Here is a 14,626-nt window from a genome sequence, read left to right on the forward strand (position 1 = left end):
CCCGTCACTCGCTTTTCAATCTTCCCAATACACCGGCCCTAGGCCGGTGTATTGCTTTGGGCGGCCAGGGGCGTGGCCGTCTCGCCAGTCACGGGCAGGCGCATCACGCTCGGGTAGTGCAAGGGGTTGAGCCGCAGCACCAGCAGGCTCATCAGCGCCAACCCGCCGAGTTGCCACTGCCAGGCGCTGGCAAAATCCCCGCTTATATGATGCAGGCACGCCGCCACCCAGGGGCCGGTCGCCGCCAGCATGAAGCCAAATCCCTGCATCAGGGCGCTCAGGCTGCCGGCCCGGCGCGGATCCGGCAAATGATCGAGCGCTATCACCATGATGAGGGAGAAGTTGCCGCCAAGTCCTGCGCCACACAGCAGGCACCAGAGGATGGGAGCCGTTTGCGGGGCCAGCCAGAGGCCGCCAAAGCCCAGCACCTGCAGCGTGATGGCGAGCCCCATCCAGGGGCGTCTGTCCTCCCGGCGTGCCGCCAGCAGCGGTAGCCCCAGACCGCTCAGGGTCTGGGCCAGGGCCAGCCAGGCCACCAGCTCACCCGAGGATTGTGCGCTCCAGCCCTGGGCCATGTAAGCGGGCGCGAGCCAGGCCACGACGATGCCGTAGCCGCTGTTGATGATGCCAAAGCAGGTGATCAGCAACCAGCTGCGGGGCAGGGCGACGAGACGCTGCTCTGTCCGCAACGGAGGCTTCGGCGCCGGGCGCGGCAGCCGCACCCGCCAGAGGAGCCAAGCGAGCGCGAGCAGCACCGGCAGGCTCCAGAGCGCCAACACCCGTGACCAGTCGATGAGGCCCGCGAGCCGTGGGCTCAGCATGGCGCCGAGCGCGCCGCCCCCCATCATGCAGGCGGAGAAGATCCCCATCACCAGTGGCACCCGCTGGGCAAATGCCCCCTTGATGAGGCCGGGCAGCACCCCCTGCACCAGGGCCGAGCCCAGGCCGCAGAGGGCGGCGCTGGCGATAAGCAGGACGCCGCTCGTCAAGTCAAAGCGCAGGGCGCTGCCGAGCGTGAGCAGCAGCAAGGCGGCACCGAGCAAGACGCCGGCGCTGGTGCGCCCGAGCAGCGCCGGGGTGCAGAGCACGCCGACACCGATGAGCAGCAGGGGCAGCAGGGTAACCCAGGCGAGGCTATCCATGCCCATGGCGAGGCGCCCGTCTATCTGCCCCGCCAGCGGGCCGATGGCGGTGAGAAAGGGCCGCAGGTTGAGGGCGATGAGCACCACCAGTACCAGCAGGGCCGGGTTGCCGCCCTTACTCATGCTGACTGCCGTAGAGCGCAGAGGCCGGGATGGGGCTTTTGAGCTTGATGAGCGGCAGGGGCGGCGGGGAGAGAGGGAGCCGCAGCCGGTCGTAGCTGGCGCTGCTGTCAAAACCGAAGGGGGCCGCGTCGGCATTGTCGAAGGCGTAGTAGACCGCTTGAATGCCGTTCATCACCAGGGCGCACAGGCACATGGGGCAGGGGTGGCCGCTGGCGTAGACCACGGCGCCCTTGAGCGACCCCTGCTGGCTCGCTTCTCGCAGCGCCTCCATCTCCGCATGGCGGGTGGGATCCCCGGCTTCCAGCATGCGGTTCACCGCGCTCGCCACCAGTTTTCCCTCTTTCACCAGCAGGGCGGCGAAGGGGCGGCCCCCTTGCTGGCGGTGGGTCAGCGCCAGGTGCAGGGTCTGCTCGAGCCACTCCTGATGGTTGGGGTCGCTGAGGGCGGTGAGGGAGTTGACGAGGCCGGTACCGGACTGGGCGTGGGGCGACATGGGGTTGTCCTGGGCAAAAAGTGGGGGTGGAGGGAGCCTAGCGACTCGCCGGGTCATTTGGAAATTAAATGATAGAATGACAATCAGTGATTTTATAAATGGTAAACGGCCATGCTGGATCCCCAATTACTGCGCAGTTTCGTCGCCATCATCGAGACCGGCAGCTTTACCCGGGCCGGGGATCGGGTCCATCTGACCCAGTCCACCATCAGCCAGCAGATGCGGCGCCTTGAGGAACAACTCGGCTGCCCGCTCCTTGATCGCACGGGCCGCACCGTGACCACCACGGTGGCCGGGGAGAAGCTGCTTGGACTGGCGCGGCGCATTCTGGCGCTGCTGGAGGAGGCCCGGGAGCGGGTGAGCGAGGCGAGCCAGCCCCTGAGGCTCGGGGTGCCGGAGGATTTTGCCGCCGGTGCCATGGCCCCGGTGCTGGGGGCCTTCGCCCGGGACTACCCTGCCGTGCGACTGGAGGTGGCAAGCGGGCTGAGTCACGAGATCTGGCAGCGTTTCGAGGGGGGCGAACTGGATCTGGCGCTCATCAAACAGACGCGGGGGCAGGGGGATCCTGTCGCCCGCTGGCGCGAGCCGCTCGCCTGGGTCGACAGTCGCGACTGGCCGGCGGCAACGCGGGATCCCGTGCCTTTGGTGGTGTTCCCAAGCGAGGGGCTCTATCGGCGGCAGATGACGGATGCGCTGGATGAGCGAGGGCTGCGCTGGCGCATCGCCTATGTCAGCGCCAGCCTCGCCAGCTTGCAGGGGGCGGTGAGCGCCGGCATCGGGGTGAGCCTGTTGCCGAGCCGGTTGGTGCAAGACGATCAGGTCGAACTCACCGACTGGCCCCCCATGCGGGCAGTGGAGCTGGCCCTGCATCGGGGGGAAGAGGGCGGGGAAGCCCTTCGTCGCCTGAGCGAGGCCCTCATCACCCTGTGTGACGAGGTGATGGGGCCGCGCTGATCCCGAGTGCCGGGATCAGGCGATGGCTTGCCTTGGCAGCACGGCGAGCCAGACTTCCACCTCGCCGCTGCCGGTTTGGGCGTCAAACTCGGGGCCGTAGCGCTCGAAATCCGGCTTGTGGGCAGACTCATAGCTGGATTGTGCGAGCCAGGCCAGTGCGGCTTGCCAGGTCTGGGGCAAGGTATCCACATGGCCTTGGTGCAGGAAGACGGCATAGGTCTGGGCAGTGATGCGCATCCGGCCAAGAGTGGGGGGCAGCACCTCCAGGGCGTTCACCTCCACCGCACACAGGTATTCGCAGCCGTGCTCGTCGGCGCCGCAGATGACCCCGTAGGCGTGTTCCCCGAGCTGGCCCGGCAAGGGGCCCAGCGCGCCGAAGTCGTGCCACTGGCCGCCGAAATCCCCCTGTGAAAACAGGTGATGGCGGCGTATTCCCCCCAGCAGCATGGGGCGACCTTGCTCGAATCGGATGGGGGCTGTCATGACGTTTCCTCTCTGCCGGTTGAATACATCAGGCTGGCCAGTGCTTGGCTGCCTGTGGTCTGCTTAGCCAGCACTTTCCCCGCTGTCGGGGTCGGTGCTGGCGGCCTGGGTGTGCGCCGCCTGCTGGATCTTGCGCTCATAGTCTCGTTGCACGATGGCGAGCGCCGCCAGGGCCAGAGCCGGATCGATGTCGTTGGTCTCCAGCAGTTCGATAAGATCCACCGCGAGCTTGATCTCGGGGGGGGCGTTCTCCAGTGACATTCTCTTCTCCGCATCAGTGTCGTGTCGGGGGCCAGTATACAGGGCCGCGCCCGGGTTGGTGCAGGGGTACGCCACTACAGGTGCTGGCGCATCTCCTTGTCTATCTCCTCGCGCAGGGCCATCAGCTTGAGCGCGTATTGTTGCAACTGCAGATCCCCCTCGCTCACCGGTTGCCACTGGGGCACCTTGTCCGGTTTGCCGTGCTCGTCCATGGCGACGAAGATGATGATGCAGTGGGTGGTCTTGTGGCGCTCCCGGCTGGTGGGGTGGCGGCTGTAGACATCCACCGCCAGGTGCATGCTGGTGGTGCCGGTGTGGATCACCTGGGCGTGCACCTCCACCAACTGGCCTATCTGGATGGGGCGCAGGAAGCGGATGCCCCCCACGTAGACGGTGACGGCATAGCCGCCACACCAGCCGGCGGCGCAGGCGTAACCCGCCTGATCGATCCACTTCATCACCATGCCGCCGTGCACCTTGCCGCCGAAGTTCACGTCGGCGGGCTCGGCCAGAAACTGCAGGGTCAGCTCGCGGGGTGGGGTCATGTTCTCTCCTTGCTGCCGGCTCATGGCCGGGTACTCTTGCGATAAGCCTCGGCCTGCTGGCAGGGAGGCAGGGATGACACATAAGGGCGCTCGTTGCCGGTGCGCTGGCCGACGCTGGCGTATTGTTGCTGGCAACGGGTCGCCTTGCCTCCCGCCCTGACGCAGGCATCGATGCGCTGCTGTCTGTCTTGTCCCGTCTGCAACTGGCGGGCGTTGAGGCAGGCTCTGTCCAATCCGTCCTGATGGGTCTGCCTGTCCGGGGTGGCGGCCAGCAGGCCACCGGCGAGGGTGCAGGTGAGCAGCAGTATGACAAGCTTCATCATGATCTGTCTCCTTGCGGGGGGCGCCCCGCGATGACCAGCGCTATCCCCCCGAGGATACCCAGGGAGGAGAGCAACAGCCGCCATGATCCCGACTCATCGAGCAGGATGAGCCCGGCCAGGAGGGCGAGCGGGGGCACCAGCAGCTGGATGCTGGCGGCCAGGGTGCGCCCGAGCTGGGGCAGCACCTGATACCAGAGGGCATAGCCGAGACCGGAGGCGAGCCCCCCTGATGCCAGGGCGTAGCCGATGGCGGTCGGGCTGGCATTGAGCTGCCCCAGCCACAGATAGAGCAGGGCCGCAGGCAGGCTGGCCATCAGGAAGTGGCCCGCGTTGGCGGCGACGGGATCGCTAAAACGCGGCGCGCGCAGGGTATAGCAGGCCCAGGCGATGCCGGCGGCGACCATCAGCACGGCCCCCAGGGGATCCGGCGCGCTGATGCCGGGCAGCAGCAGCAAAATAAGCCCCGCCATGGCAAGCAGCAGGCCGGCCCACTGGAAAGGGGGAAGCCGCTCGCCACGCAGCAGCGGCGGAGCCAGCATGCTGAGCTGGACGGCGGCGAACAGCAGCAGGGCGCCGGTGCCTGTGGTCAGGGTCAGGTAGGCGAAGGAGAAGGCGGCGCCGTAGATGACGAGGCAGAGGGCGCCAGCCCAGTCTCCTTGGCGCGCTGGCGTGGGACGGCGCGCCGAGCAGAGCAGGAACAGCACCAGGGCGCCGCTGGTCAGGCGCAGCAGGGTGAACAGGGCCGGATCCATGCGCTCTTCAAACAGTGCCAGGCGGCAGAGCACCGAGTTGGCGGCAAATGCCACCAGGGTCAGCAGAGTGAGCAGCAACAGGCGGGGTAGCGGCATTTATTCACCTTGAGTTCAGTGGCGGCGAACCAGCATAAAGCAAAATGCAATGAGGAGGGCCTATGAAACAAATACTCGATCAACTGCTCGGCAGCGGCAAGAGCTGGCTCAACGATGGCGGCGACAGCCGCAAGGCCCAGATGAAGGGCATGGCGCAGGGCGGCCTGGCGGCCGGTGCCATGGCTTTGCTGCTCGGCAACAAGAAGATACGCAAATATGGTGGCAAGGTGGCGGCGGTGGGCGGTGCGGCGGCCCTCGGTGGTCTCGCCTACAAGCTCTACCAGGACTGGCAATCCCAGCAGGGCGGGGCGGCGCAACCAGCCCAGCCTCTGGATTCCCTGCAGGGACAGGCGCTTGACGCCCGTGCCACCCTGCTGGTGCGTGCCATGGTGGCGGCGGCCCGGGCCGATGGTCACATCGACGACGCCGAGCGCCAGAAGATCCAGCAGTACCTGACCGAACAGGGGCAGAGCGATGCGGCCCGCTGGATTGACGCCGAGCTGGCCCGCCCGCTGGATCCCCAGGCCCTGGCCCGGGAGGTCACCGACATGGAGCAGGCCACCGAGGTCTACCTCGCCTCCCTGCTCACCGTCGAGGTGGATCACTTCATGGAGCGCGGTTATCTGGACGAGCTGGCCCGTGCCCTCAGGCTCGATGACAACCTCAAAGGCAGCATAGAGAAGCAGGTGGCCCAGCTGGGGTCGCCGAGCTGATCCGCACGTTCGTACTCGATGAAAAGGCCCCGTCATGGGGCCTGTTTGTGTTCGGCCGCGTCCGCCTCAAGGGCTCAACGCAACAAGGGTTTGTCTAACTGCTGCCGGATAAGCTCCGCCAACTGGCCGAGGGCGGCCTCCAGCTCTGGGCTCCAGGGATGGGAGCTGTTTAGGCGCAGGCAGTGGTTGTGCTGACCCTGGCTGGAAAAGAGCGCCCCGGGCGCCAGGGAAAAGCCGCAGGCGAGCGCTCTGGCGTGCAGGGCCCGGCTGTCGAGACGCTCGTCAAATTCCAGCCAGAGGAAGTAGCCGCCATCGGGGGAGGAAATGCGCACATCCAGGGGCAGGAGGCGCAGCAGAGCGGCCCGCATCTGCTGCTGGCGCTGGGCCAGGGTGTGGCGCAGGCGCCGAAAATGGGCATCCACCCCGCCCTGGCGCAGCATGTCGGCAAGCGCCAGCTGGCTCGGCACATTGGTCGACAGGGTCGACATCAGCTGCAGCCGCTGGATGCGCTCGGCATGGGGGCCCGCCACCACCCAGCCGACCCGAAAGCCCGGCGCCAGGCATTTGGAAAACGAGCTGCACAGCAGGCTGTCCCCCCGAGCGTCCCAATGCTTGAGCGGGCGCGGCCGCTCGCGGCCAAAATAGATCTCCGCATAGACGTCGTCCTCCACCAGAGGTACCCGGTGGGCGTTGAGCAACTGCATCAACGCCTCCTTGTGGCCATCCGGCATGGTGTGACCCAGCGGATGCTGGACGTTGCCCATCAGCCAGCACGCCTTGATGGGACGCTGGGCCAGGGCCTGTGCCAGCAAGGCGAGATCGATGCCGACCCCGGGGATCACGGGGATCTCCACCGCCTTGAGCTGCAAACGCTCTATGGCCTGCAGGGCGCCGTAGAAGGTGGGAGACTCCACCACCACCCAGTCTCCCGGCTCGGTCAGCACCTGCAGGCTGAGGGAGAGCGCCTCCATGGCTCCCGTGGTGATGATGATCTCTTGGGGGTCGACCAGCAGGCCATCGTCCGCGTAGCGGCGGGCGATGGCCCGGCGCAACGTCTCGTTGCCGGGGGGCAAATCCGCCACCGTGCTGAAGGGATCGAGCCGGCGCATGCAGCTGCCCAGCGCCCGGCCGAGCTGGGGATGGGGGAAGAGGACGGGATCCGCCACCGCCATGCCGAGCGGCACCAGATCCCGGGACTTGCTCGCCTGCAGCACCTCGAACACCAGATCGTTGATGTCCACCGAGCCGCTGTAGTGCGCCTGCTGGGGGACGCTGATGCGCTGGGGGGAGGCGGCGGCCTTGACGTAGTAACCGGACTGGGGCCGCGCCAGCACCAGGCCGCGGCTCTCCAGCAACTGATAGGCCTGCAGCACAGTCATGGGGCTAAGGTGGTGGGTCTTGCAGCTCTGGCGGATGGAGGGGATACGCTCCCCCGGCCGCCAGACGCCGCTCTCTATCTGCTGCTGCAGTTGATCTGCCAGTTGGCCGTAGCGGGACATGATGGATTTAAACTGTTATAGGTGTATTTCACTATAACTGCATCTGTTATAGGTGTCATGGCACGTGTTGTACTTAACGGGCGAAAACCTGTCTGTTAAATGCAACATAGAGAGTCATGCATGATAAGCCTGGATGATGTGGTCAGCCTCTCCCGAATACAGTTCGGCGCGACGGCGATGTTCCACTTTCTGTTTGTACCCCTCACCCTGGGGCTGTCCTGGATCCTGGTGATTGCCGAGTCGGCCTACGTGATGACCGGCAAGGTGATCTACAAGGACATCACCCGCTTCTGGGGCAAGTTGTTCGGTATCAACTTCGTGATGGGGGTGACTACCGGGATCACGTTGGAGTTCCAGTTCGGGACCAACTGGGCCTACTACTCCCACTACGTCGGCGACATCTTCGGCACTCCGCTCGCGGTGGAGGGACTGATGGCCTTCTTCCTCGAATCCACCCTGGTGGGACTCTTCTTCTTCGGCTGGGACAAACTCTCCCGCGGTCAGCACCTGATGGTGACCATGCTGGTGGCGCTCGGCTCCAACCTCTCAGCGCTCTGGATCCTCATCGCCAACGGCTGGATGCAGAACCCGGTCGGCGCCGAGTTCAACCCCATGACGATGCGCATGGAGCTGGTGGACGTGGCCGCTGTCATCTTCAACCCGGTGGCCCAGGTCAAGTTCGTGCACACGGTGGCGGCGGGCTATGTGGCTGCTTCCCTGTTCGTGATGGGGGTGAGCAGCTGGTATCTGCTGCGCCGCATGGAGGTGCGCTTCGCCCTGCGCTCCTTCGCCATCGCCTCGGGTTTCGGTCTGGCCGCCATCCTCTCGGTCATAGTACTGGGTGACGAGTCTGGCTATCGCACCGGCGAGGTACAGAAGGTGAAACTCGCCGCCATCGAGGCGGAGTGGCACACCGAGCCTGCCCCGGCCTCCTTCACCCTGTTCGGTCTGCCGGATCAGAGCGCCGAGACCACCCACGCCGCGGTCAAGATCCCTTATCTGATGGGCATTATCGCCACCCGCTCCCTCGATGAGCAGGTGACGGGCCTGAAAGATCTCAAGGCCGAGCACGAGGTGCGCATCCGCAGTGGCATGCTGGCCCACGATGCCCTGGAAGCCCTGCGGGCGGATGGCGGCAATGCCAAGGCCTGGGCCACCTTCGAGCGCCACCGCGCCGATCTCGGCTACGGCCTGCTGCTGACCCCCTACGCCAAGGAGATTGGCAAGGCGGACGAGGTGGCCATTGCCAAGGCGGTGGACGACTCCATCCCCCAGGTGGCGCCACTGTTCTGGAGCTTCCGACTGATGGTAGGCATAGGCGTGGTGTTGCTGCTGCTCTTTACCGCCGCCTTCCTGCAGCTGTGCCGGGGCCGGCTGGTGCAATCGACCCAACTGCTCAAGGCCCTGTTCTGGAGCATACCGCTGCCCTGGATTGCCATCGAGGCGGGCTGGTTCGTGGCCGAGTTCGGTCGCCAACCCTGGACCATCAGCGACGTGCTGCCGGTGTCGGCATCCGTCTCCTTGCTGCGCCCGGGCCCACTCTGGTTCAGCCTCATCTCAATCTTCCTCATCTACAGCACGCTGCTGGTGGTGGAGCTGTTCTTGTTGCGTCACGTGATCCGCAAAGGGCCCGCCAGCCTGCAGACGGGTCGTTATCAAGGTGAAGTGTTGAAAAACGGGAGTCCCGTCTGATGGATTACGAAACCCTGAAACTCGTCTGGTGGGGGTTGGTGCTCTTCCTGCTCATCGGCTTCGTGGTGATGGATGGCTTCGATCTCGGGGTCGGCATGCTGTTGCCCGTGGTGGCCAAGAACGATGAGGAGCGGCGGGTGCTGCTCAACAGCGTGGGCCCCGTGTGGGAGGGCAACCAGGTGTGGCTCATCGCCGGTGCCGGCACCCTGTTCGCCGCCTGGCCCCTGGTCTATGCCGCCTCCTTCTCGGCGCTCTATGTGCCCTTCATGTTCCTGCTGTTCGGCCTCTTCCTGCGCCCGGTCGGTTTTGACTATCGCAGCAAGCTGCCGGACCCCGTGTGGCGCCGCTGGTGGGACAGGGCCCTGGTGATGGGGGCCCTGCTGCCGACCCTGGTGTTTGGCGCGACCCTGGGCTTCTTGCTGCAAGGCTTGCCGTTTCGCTTCGATTCGGCCCTTCGCATCCACTATGGCGCCTTCGATTTCAACTGGCCCCTGCTCTTCACCTGCATGGGCACGGCGCTGGCCCTGCTGATGCTCCATGGCTGCAGCTTCCTGCAGTGCAAGACTCAAGGGGTGATAGCGGCGCGCTGCGCTCGCCAGAGCCGCTGGCTCGGCCCTCTGGCAAGCGCTCTGTTTGCCTTGGGCGGCTTCTGGCTCAGCCAGATGCGCGGCTACCAGATAGCCGAGATTGGGGATCTCAACAGCTCCCTGACCCCCCTGATGAAACAGGTAACGACGGCGCCGGATGGCTGGTTTGGCAACTTCATTGCGCACCCCGTGCTTTGGGCTGTGCCGGCCCTTGGCCTCTTGCTGCCGCTCTTGAGCTCGCTGGCAAGCGCCCTTGGTCGGGCGCGGCTCGCCATCTTGGCCAGCGGCGGTGCCTGCACCGCCATGATGCTGACCATCGCCATCGCCCTGTTCCCCTTCGTGCTGCCCTCGTCCCTGGATCCGTCGAGCAGCCTGACCCTGTGGGACGGCACCTCCAGTGAGCGCACCCTCTTCATCATGCTGGGGATAGTCGCCGTGCTGATGCCCATCAACATCGGCTACACCCTCTGGGTTTACTGGGTGGCGCGGGGCAAGATGAGCACCGAGCAGGTGCGCGAACACGGCCATAGCCTCTACTAACAAGAGAATTGAGGAGTCATCGATATGTGGTATTTCACCTGGATACTGGGGCTGGGGTTTGCGCTGCTGTGCGGCCTGGTCAATCTGCTCTGGCTCGAGGCGCGCTGGGCCGCGGATGAGGATCTCAAGGAGTCTTGAGCCGCGCCATCTTGCCAATGAAAAAGGCCGACACTGGGTGTCGGCCTTTTTGTTGCCCGGGGCTTAGGCGATCGCCGGGCGCGCGGCGCGCCGTGCACTGGCCTCGCTGACATGGGTGAGACCATAGGCCAGCAGCACGATGAGGGCCCCAATCCAGGGGGTGTGCATCAACCCAAGGTGCTCCACCACGAAACCACCCACCACAGAACCCAGGGCGATGCCGACGTTGAAGGCGGCGATGTTGAGGCCGGAGGCCACGTCCACGGCGCCCGGGGTGTGGATTTCGGCCTGTTTCACCACCAGCACCTGCAGCCCAGGCACGTTGCCGAAGGCAAAGGCGCCCCACACCAGCACGGTGAGCACGGCGAGCACAGGGTGGGTTGCGGTGAAGGTGAGGGTGAGCAGCACCAGGGCGAGGCCTGCAAACAGCAGCTTCAGGGCGGGCAGCGGGCCCATCTTGTCGGCGAGCTTGCCGCCCCAGATGTTGCCGACCGCCACCGATACCCCGTACACCAGCAGGATGAGACTCACCGCGTTGGCACCAAAACCGCTCACCTGCTGCAGGATGGGGGCGAGGAAGGTAAAGGCCGTGAAGGCGCCACCGTAACCCAGCGCCGTCTTGGCGTAGACCAGCAGCAGCGGCTTCTTGGTCAGCACGACGAGCTGCTCGCGGATGCTGGAGGCCGCTCCCTTGGGCAGGTTATTCGGGATGAGCAGCAGGCTGCCCACCATGGCGACGATCCCGAGCAGGCTCACCACCAGGAAGGTCTCGCGCCAGCCGAACTGCTGACCAATCCAGGTACCGAGGGGCACGCCGGTCACCAGTGCCACGGTCAGGCCGCTGAACATGATGGCGATGGCACTCGCCGCTTTTTCTTTGGCCACCAGACCGGTGGCGATGGTGCTGCCCACCGAGAAGAAGACCCCGTGGGCCAGCCCGGTGAGGATGCGTGCGATGATCAGGCTCTCGTAACCGGGGGCCTGCCAGGCCAGCAGGTTGCCGGCGGTGAAGAGCGCCATCAGCCCCACCAGCAGCCATTTGCGTGGCAGCTTGCCGGTGAGTGCGGTCAGCACGGGAGCGCCGATGGCGACGCCGAGGGCATAGAGGCTGACCAGGAGGCCCGCCGAGGGCAGGGATACCTGCAACTGCTCGGCGATGGTGGGAATGAGCCCCACGATGACAAATTCGGTGGTGCCGATCGCAAAGGCACTCAGGGTGAGGGCAAACAACGCCAGTGGCATACAAACTCCTTGAAATGGACTCCCGACGGGAGAATGGCGGCAGTATGCCCCCGGAGTTTGTTGGCAAAAATGACGATGACATCAAATTACTTTTGCCAAATGAGCAGCAATACATCGAGGGCGGCGGGGATTATCGGGTTAGACGTGATGTGGGACGTACACCAAACCAAAAAAAGCGGGAGGCACAGTGCCTCCCGCTTTCACAACATCATGGTGCAGTTGAATATGCTGACAGATCAGTCCCAGGCCGGTGCAAAGTCCGGATTGGCGCAGCGCTCGCCCCGCTCCAGGGTGGCGATTTGCGCCATCTCATCGCGGGTGAGTGTCACCTCGAGGGCGGCCAGGTTGGCGGCCTGATTCTCCCGCTTGGTGGAGCTTGGGATCACCGTCATGCCCTGGGCCAGCAGCCAGGCCAGGGACACCTGGGCGGCCGAGACCCCGTGGCGTTTGCCTATTTCCAGCAGGAGCGGCTCGGTGAGCACCTTGCCATAGGCGAGCGGCATATAGGCGGTGAGGGCGATGCCCTGCTCCTGGCAGAACGCCACCACCTTGCGGTTTTGCAGCAAGGGGTGAATTTCCACCTGCTGGTGAGTGATGGCGCCCGGCCCCAGGATGGCGACGGCCTCTTTAAGTTGAGCCACGGTGAAGTTGGAAACCCCTATCTCCCGGGTCAGCCCCTGGGCTTTCGCCTCGGCCAGCTGCTCCAGATAGACCGCCATCGGCACCTCATCCTTGGGAGAGGGCCAGTGAATAAGGGCCAGATCCAGGTAGTCGGTGCGCAGTTTTTCGAGGCTGGTTTTGAGGCTCGGGATCACCTTGCCCGGGCCGAACTCGCTGGTCCACACCTTGGTGGTGAGATAGATATCCTGGCGAGGCACGTTCGTGCTTGCCAGCACCTGACCCACCTCGGCCTCGTTGCCGTAGATCTGGGCGGTGTCGATATGGCGATAGCCCAGCTCGAGGCCGGTGTTCAGGGTGGCGATCAGGGGCTCGCCCTTGAGGCGGAAGGTCCCCAAACCCATTGCGGGCATTTTCATCATCAATTTCCTCATGGTCTCTATTTTTTACGCTCTTGTTTATGGGGTTGCTCATCACTCGGGTCGCCATCATCGGCTGACCCTCTTGATGGGCAGTAAAGCGGTGCTGGCGGTCAGGTCAAGTGATAGCGGCGAACCTGGCTCGTGGCAAGCCAGTCCCGGGTCCGGGCCCGGAAGGCGATAAAGTGGGGCGCTTGTTGGTGGGCGACAAGCGCATCTTCGCTCGCCCACTCCTCGTGCAGCATCCAGCGGTGGGGCGCATCCAGGCTCTGATGCAACTGGTAGCGAAGGCACCCCGGCTCTTGCAGACTGGCCGCGATGAGCGGGGCCAGGGCGGATGGCAGCTCGGCGCCAAACTCGGGTCTGGCCTCCAGCTCGGCAATCACTGTGATGGGGACGGGCATCTGACTCTCCTCGGGACAACGAGGGTCAGTATGCCTGCGGCGGCGGGTGTGAAAGAGGGGACAGGTCGCAAAACACTATTGAGGCCAGAGCAGCAATCGGGGCAGCAAGGAAGGGATTGGCAGGCAATCCCTCAAGGGAAGAAGTGGAATAGGCCGTGCGGGATCAGGTGCTGGCTGCCTCAGACCAGACAGCAAACTCATTGCCGCTCGGTTCGACGAAATGGAAGCGGCGACCGCCGGGGAAGTCGAACAGGGGGCGGTTGATGATGCCGCCCCACTGGCTCACCTTGGCCTGGGTCGCGGCAATATCGGCGCTGTAGAAGATCAGCAGGGCGCCTCCCTGGTGGCTGTGGCTGCACAGGTCCGCCCGGTAGAAACCGCCATCCAGCCCTTCTCCCGCAAAGGCGCAGTAGTCGGGGCCGTAATCGACGAACTGCCAGCCAAAGGCTCCCTCGAAGAAGGCCTTGGTGGCGGCGAGATCCCTGGCGGCAAACTCCACATAGTTCAGTTTTTCATGAGCTCTGGTCATGGCTGCGTCCCTCTGCTGCAAATGTTCTGTAATGGCGGACTCGCGACTATCTGGGTTGCCAGCGCTGCTGGGTCCGTGGGGTGGAGCCGGGCAGTGCCTCCCAGGGGGTCAGCTTGAGCTGCCTACGGCGTACCCAGAAGACGATGGCCATCAGCAGCCCGACACCGATGGCAAAAAAACAGGTCTGGCGCAGGGCATACCCCAGGCTCACCTCATGCTCCCAGCCGAAGAACCACATCAGCAGACCCCAGATGATGCCTGTCGGCAGCCCCATGGTGAGCAGGTTGACCATAAAGTGCTCATAGTAGGGCGGTCTGATATTGATCCCCGCCTTGCGCAACAGCCAGATGAGTGGCGGGTTGTAGTTGAGTTCCTTAATGCCCTTGCTGGCCAGCTCTTTGTGGGCGGCGAACAGGCGGTGTTCAAATGACATCTGCTTCCCTTTCATGACAGCAAAGCGGAACTGGCGACAAGACGTCGGCTCCGAATATCCCTATGTGGGCGTCGATAGTAACCTTGTTGTGGGCTGGAGAGTTAGCGCCAGATCCCATCCTGGGGGTGAGGGATTGACAGAGCCTGAGGGAGGGGCGGTGGTGCAAAGGGGGCACGCCAGGGCTCGATGGCCCCGGCGTACGAATGATCTGATTCAGCGCCGACTCACAGGGCCCGGCCATCGTAGTGCTGCACCGGCAGGGCGTCGGGATCCACTCCCTCCAGGCAGCGGACATTGACGGCGACGATGTGATTGCCCTTGGGATCCACGCCGTCGCAGTAGGGGTGGATGCCGCACACCGGGCAGAAGCGGTGTTTGACCACGTGCTTGTGGAAGGTGTAGGTGCTGGCCGCCTCGTCCGGGGTCAGCAACGTCAGCTTGGCGCGCGGCAGCATCCACAGCAGGGCTCCCTTGCGCTGACAGATGGAGCAGTTGCAGGCCATGGCCTGGGTCAGCTCCCCCTCCACTTCAAATGCCACCTTGCCGCAGTGGCAGCTTCCCTTGTACTTCATGACTGACTCCTTGGTTGATGGAGCGCCGAGCCGGCGTCTGCGTGATCCAGGGCATGCCTGTGACGGGG

The 14,626-nt window shown here is 64.8% G+C and carries 19 protein-coding genes; 5 read left to right on the forward strand and 14 right to left on the reverse strand.

Going from position 1 to position 14,626, the window contains the following annotated elements:
• Positions 1-38 precede the first annotated feature (38 nt).
• Together ACW5W7_RS13455 and ACW5W7_RS13460 are read right to left on the reverse strand one after the other, a co-directional pair.
• Positions 39-1,265: an MFS transporter gene (locus ACW5W7_RS13455; protein WP_456502041.1), complete on the reverse strand. Its 1,227-nt coding sequence runs from the start codon at positions 1,263-1,265 to the stop codon at positions 39-41.
• Complete coding sequence (locus tag ACW5W7_RS13460) at positions 1,258-1,758, reverse strand: nucleoside deaminase (protein ID WP_456502042.1); 501 nt, start codon at positions 1,756-1,758, stop codon at positions 1,258-1,260. Before ACW5W7_RS13460 ends, ACW5W7_RS13455 begins: the two co-directional genes overlap by 8 nt.
• Before the next feature lie 111 nt (positions 1,759-1,869).
• Between ACW5W7_RS13460 and ACW5W7_RS13465 the strand changes: the two genes are divergently transcribed.
• On the forward strand, positions 1,870-2,712 hold the full coding sequence (locus ACW5W7_RS13465; protein WP_456502043.1) for a LysR family transcriptional regulator: 843 nt from the start codon (positions 1,870-1,872) through the stop codon (positions 2,710-2,712).
• Positions 2,713-2,727: 15 nt separating this feature from the next.
• Here ACW5W7_RS13465 and ACW5W7_RS13470 read toward each other — a convergent pair whose 3' ends face one another.
• The 5 genes from ACW5W7_RS13470 to ACW5W7_RS13490 all read right to left on the reverse strand — a co-directional run bounded on the left by ACW5W7_RS13470 (position 2,728) and on the right by ACW5W7_RS13490 (position 5,172).
• Complete coding sequence (locus ACW5W7_RS13470; RefSeq protein WP_456502044.1) at positions 2,728-3,195, reverse strand: GyrI-like domain-containing protein; 468 nt, start codon at positions 3,193-3,195, stop codon at positions 2,728-2,730.
• Positions 3,196-3,258: 63 nt separating this feature from the next.
• Positions 3,259-3,456 (reverse strand): pleiotropic regulatory protein RsmS, encoded by a 198-nt coding sequence (gene rsmS / locus ACW5W7_RS13475; RefSeq protein ID WP_456502045.1) that lies wholly within the window; start codon positions 3,454-3,456, stop codon positions 3,259-3,261.
• Positions 3,457-3,530: 74 nt separating this feature from the next.
• Positions 3,531-4,001 carry an acyl-CoA thioesterase gene (locus ACW5W7_RS13480; protein WP_349921687.1) on the reverse strand — a complete coding sequence of 157 codons (471 nt, stop codon included), beginning with the start codon at positions 3,999-4,001 and terminating at the stop codon, positions 3,531-3,533.
• A 20-nt stretch (positions 4,002-4,021) separates the two neighbouring features.
• Positions 4,022-4,324 carry a hypothetical protein gene (locus ACW5W7_RS13485; protein ID WP_349921688.1) on the reverse strand — a complete coding sequence of 101 codons (303 nt, stop codon included), beginning with the start codon at positions 4,322-4,324 and terminating at the stop codon, positions 4,022-4,024.
• Positions 4,321-5,172, reverse strand: a complete 852-nt coding sequence (locus tag ACW5W7_RS13490; protein ID WP_456502046.1) for a DMT family transporter — start codon at positions 5,170-5,172, stop codon at positions 4,321-4,323. Before ACW5W7_RS13490 ends, ACW5W7_RS13485 begins: the two co-directional genes overlap by 4 nt.
• A 62-nt stretch (positions 5,173-5,234) precedes the next feature.
• Between ACW5W7_RS13490 and ACW5W7_RS13495 the strand changes: the two genes are divergently transcribed.
• Positions 5,235-5,885: a tellurite resistance TerB family protein gene (locus tag ACW5W7_RS13495; RefSeq protein ID WP_349921690.1), complete on the forward strand. Its 651-nt coding sequence runs from the start codon at positions 5,235-5,237 to the stop codon at positions 5,883-5,885.
• Between the two features lie 74 nt (positions 5,886-5,959).
• Here the strand turns inward: ACW5W7_RS13495 and ACW5W7_RS13500 are convergent, their stop codons facing one another.
• A complete protein-coding gene (locus tag ACW5W7_RS13500; RefSeq protein ID WP_456502047.1) occupies positions 5,960-7,384 on the reverse strand; it encodes an aminotransferase-like domain-containing protein in 1,425 nt (474 codons plus the stop codon).
• A 120-nt stretch (positions 7,385-7,504) separates the two neighbouring features.
• On the opposite strand from ACW5W7_RS13500, the gene ACW5W7_RS13505 reads away from it, so the two are divergent.
• From ACW5W7_RS13505 to cydX, 3 genes are read left to right on the forward strand one after another with little or no spacing between them, the layout of a single operon-like run.
• Entirely contained in the window at positions 7,505-9,076 is a 1,572-nt protein-coding gene (locus ACW5W7_RS13505) for a cytochrome ubiquinol oxidase subunit I (protein WP_456502048.1), read from the forward strand.
• Complete coding sequence (gene cydB, locus ACW5W7_RS13510; RefSeq protein WP_456502049.1) at positions 9,076-10,203, forward strand: cytochrome d ubiquinol oxidase subunit II; 1,128 nt, start codon at positions 9,076-9,078, stop codon at positions 10,201-10,203. Before ACW5W7_RS13505 ends, cydB begins: the two co-directional genes overlap by 1 nt.
• A gap of 24 nt (positions 10,204-10,227) precedes the next feature.
• Complete coding sequence (gene cydX / locus ACW5W7_RS13515) at positions 10,228-10,341, forward strand: cytochrome bd-I oxidase subunit CydX (protein WP_005310033.1); 114 nt, start codon at positions 10,228-10,230, stop codon at positions 10,339-10,341.
• Between the two features lie 63 nt (positions 10,342-10,404).
• Here the strand turns inward: cydX and ACW5W7_RS13520 are convergent, their stop codons facing one another.
• From ACW5W7_RS13520 to ACW5W7_RS13545, 6 genes are all read right to left on the reverse strand, one after another.
• The gene (locus ACW5W7_RS13520) at positions 10,405-11,583 is read right to left on the reverse strand and encodes an MFS transporter (protein WP_456502050.1); all 1,179 of its coding nucleotides are present in this window, start codon (positions 11,581-11,583) and stop codon (positions 10,405-10,407) included.
• Between the two features lie 236 nt (positions 11,584-11,819).
• On the reverse strand, positions 11,820-12,623 hold the full coding sequence (dkgB, locus tag ACW5W7_RS13525; protein WP_456502051.1) for a 2,5-didehydrogluconate reductase DkgB: 804 nt from the start codon (positions 12,621-12,623) through the stop codon (positions 11,820-11,822).
• Between the two features lie 110 nt (positions 12,624-12,733).
• Positions 12,734-13,024, reverse strand: a complete 291-nt coding sequence (locus ACW5W7_RS13530; RefSeq protein WP_456502052.1) for a putative quinol monooxygenase — start codon at positions 13,022-13,024, stop codon at positions 12,734-12,736.
• Between the two features lie 163 nt (positions 13,025-13,187).
• Complete coding sequence (locus ACW5W7_RS13535) at positions 13,188-13,553, reverse strand: VOC family protein (RefSeq protein WP_456502053.1); 366 nt, start codon at positions 13,551-13,553, stop codon at positions 13,188-13,190.
• Positions 13,554-13,599: 46 nt separating this feature from the next.
• A complete protein-coding gene (locus tag ACW5W7_RS13540) occupies positions 13,600-13,986 on the reverse strand; it encodes a DUF6404 family protein (RefSeq protein ID WP_456502054.1) in 387 nt (128 codons plus the stop codon).
• Between the two features lie 224 nt (positions 13,987-14,210).
• On the reverse strand, positions 14,211-14,558 hold the full coding sequence (locus ACW5W7_RS13545) for a GFA family protein (RefSeq protein WP_456502055.1): 348 nt from the start codon (positions 14,556-14,558) through the stop codon (positions 14,211-14,213).
• Between the last annotated feature and the right edge of the window lie 68 nt (positions 14,559-14,626).

It is taken from the genome of Aeromonas intestinalis, assembly GCF_054052485.1.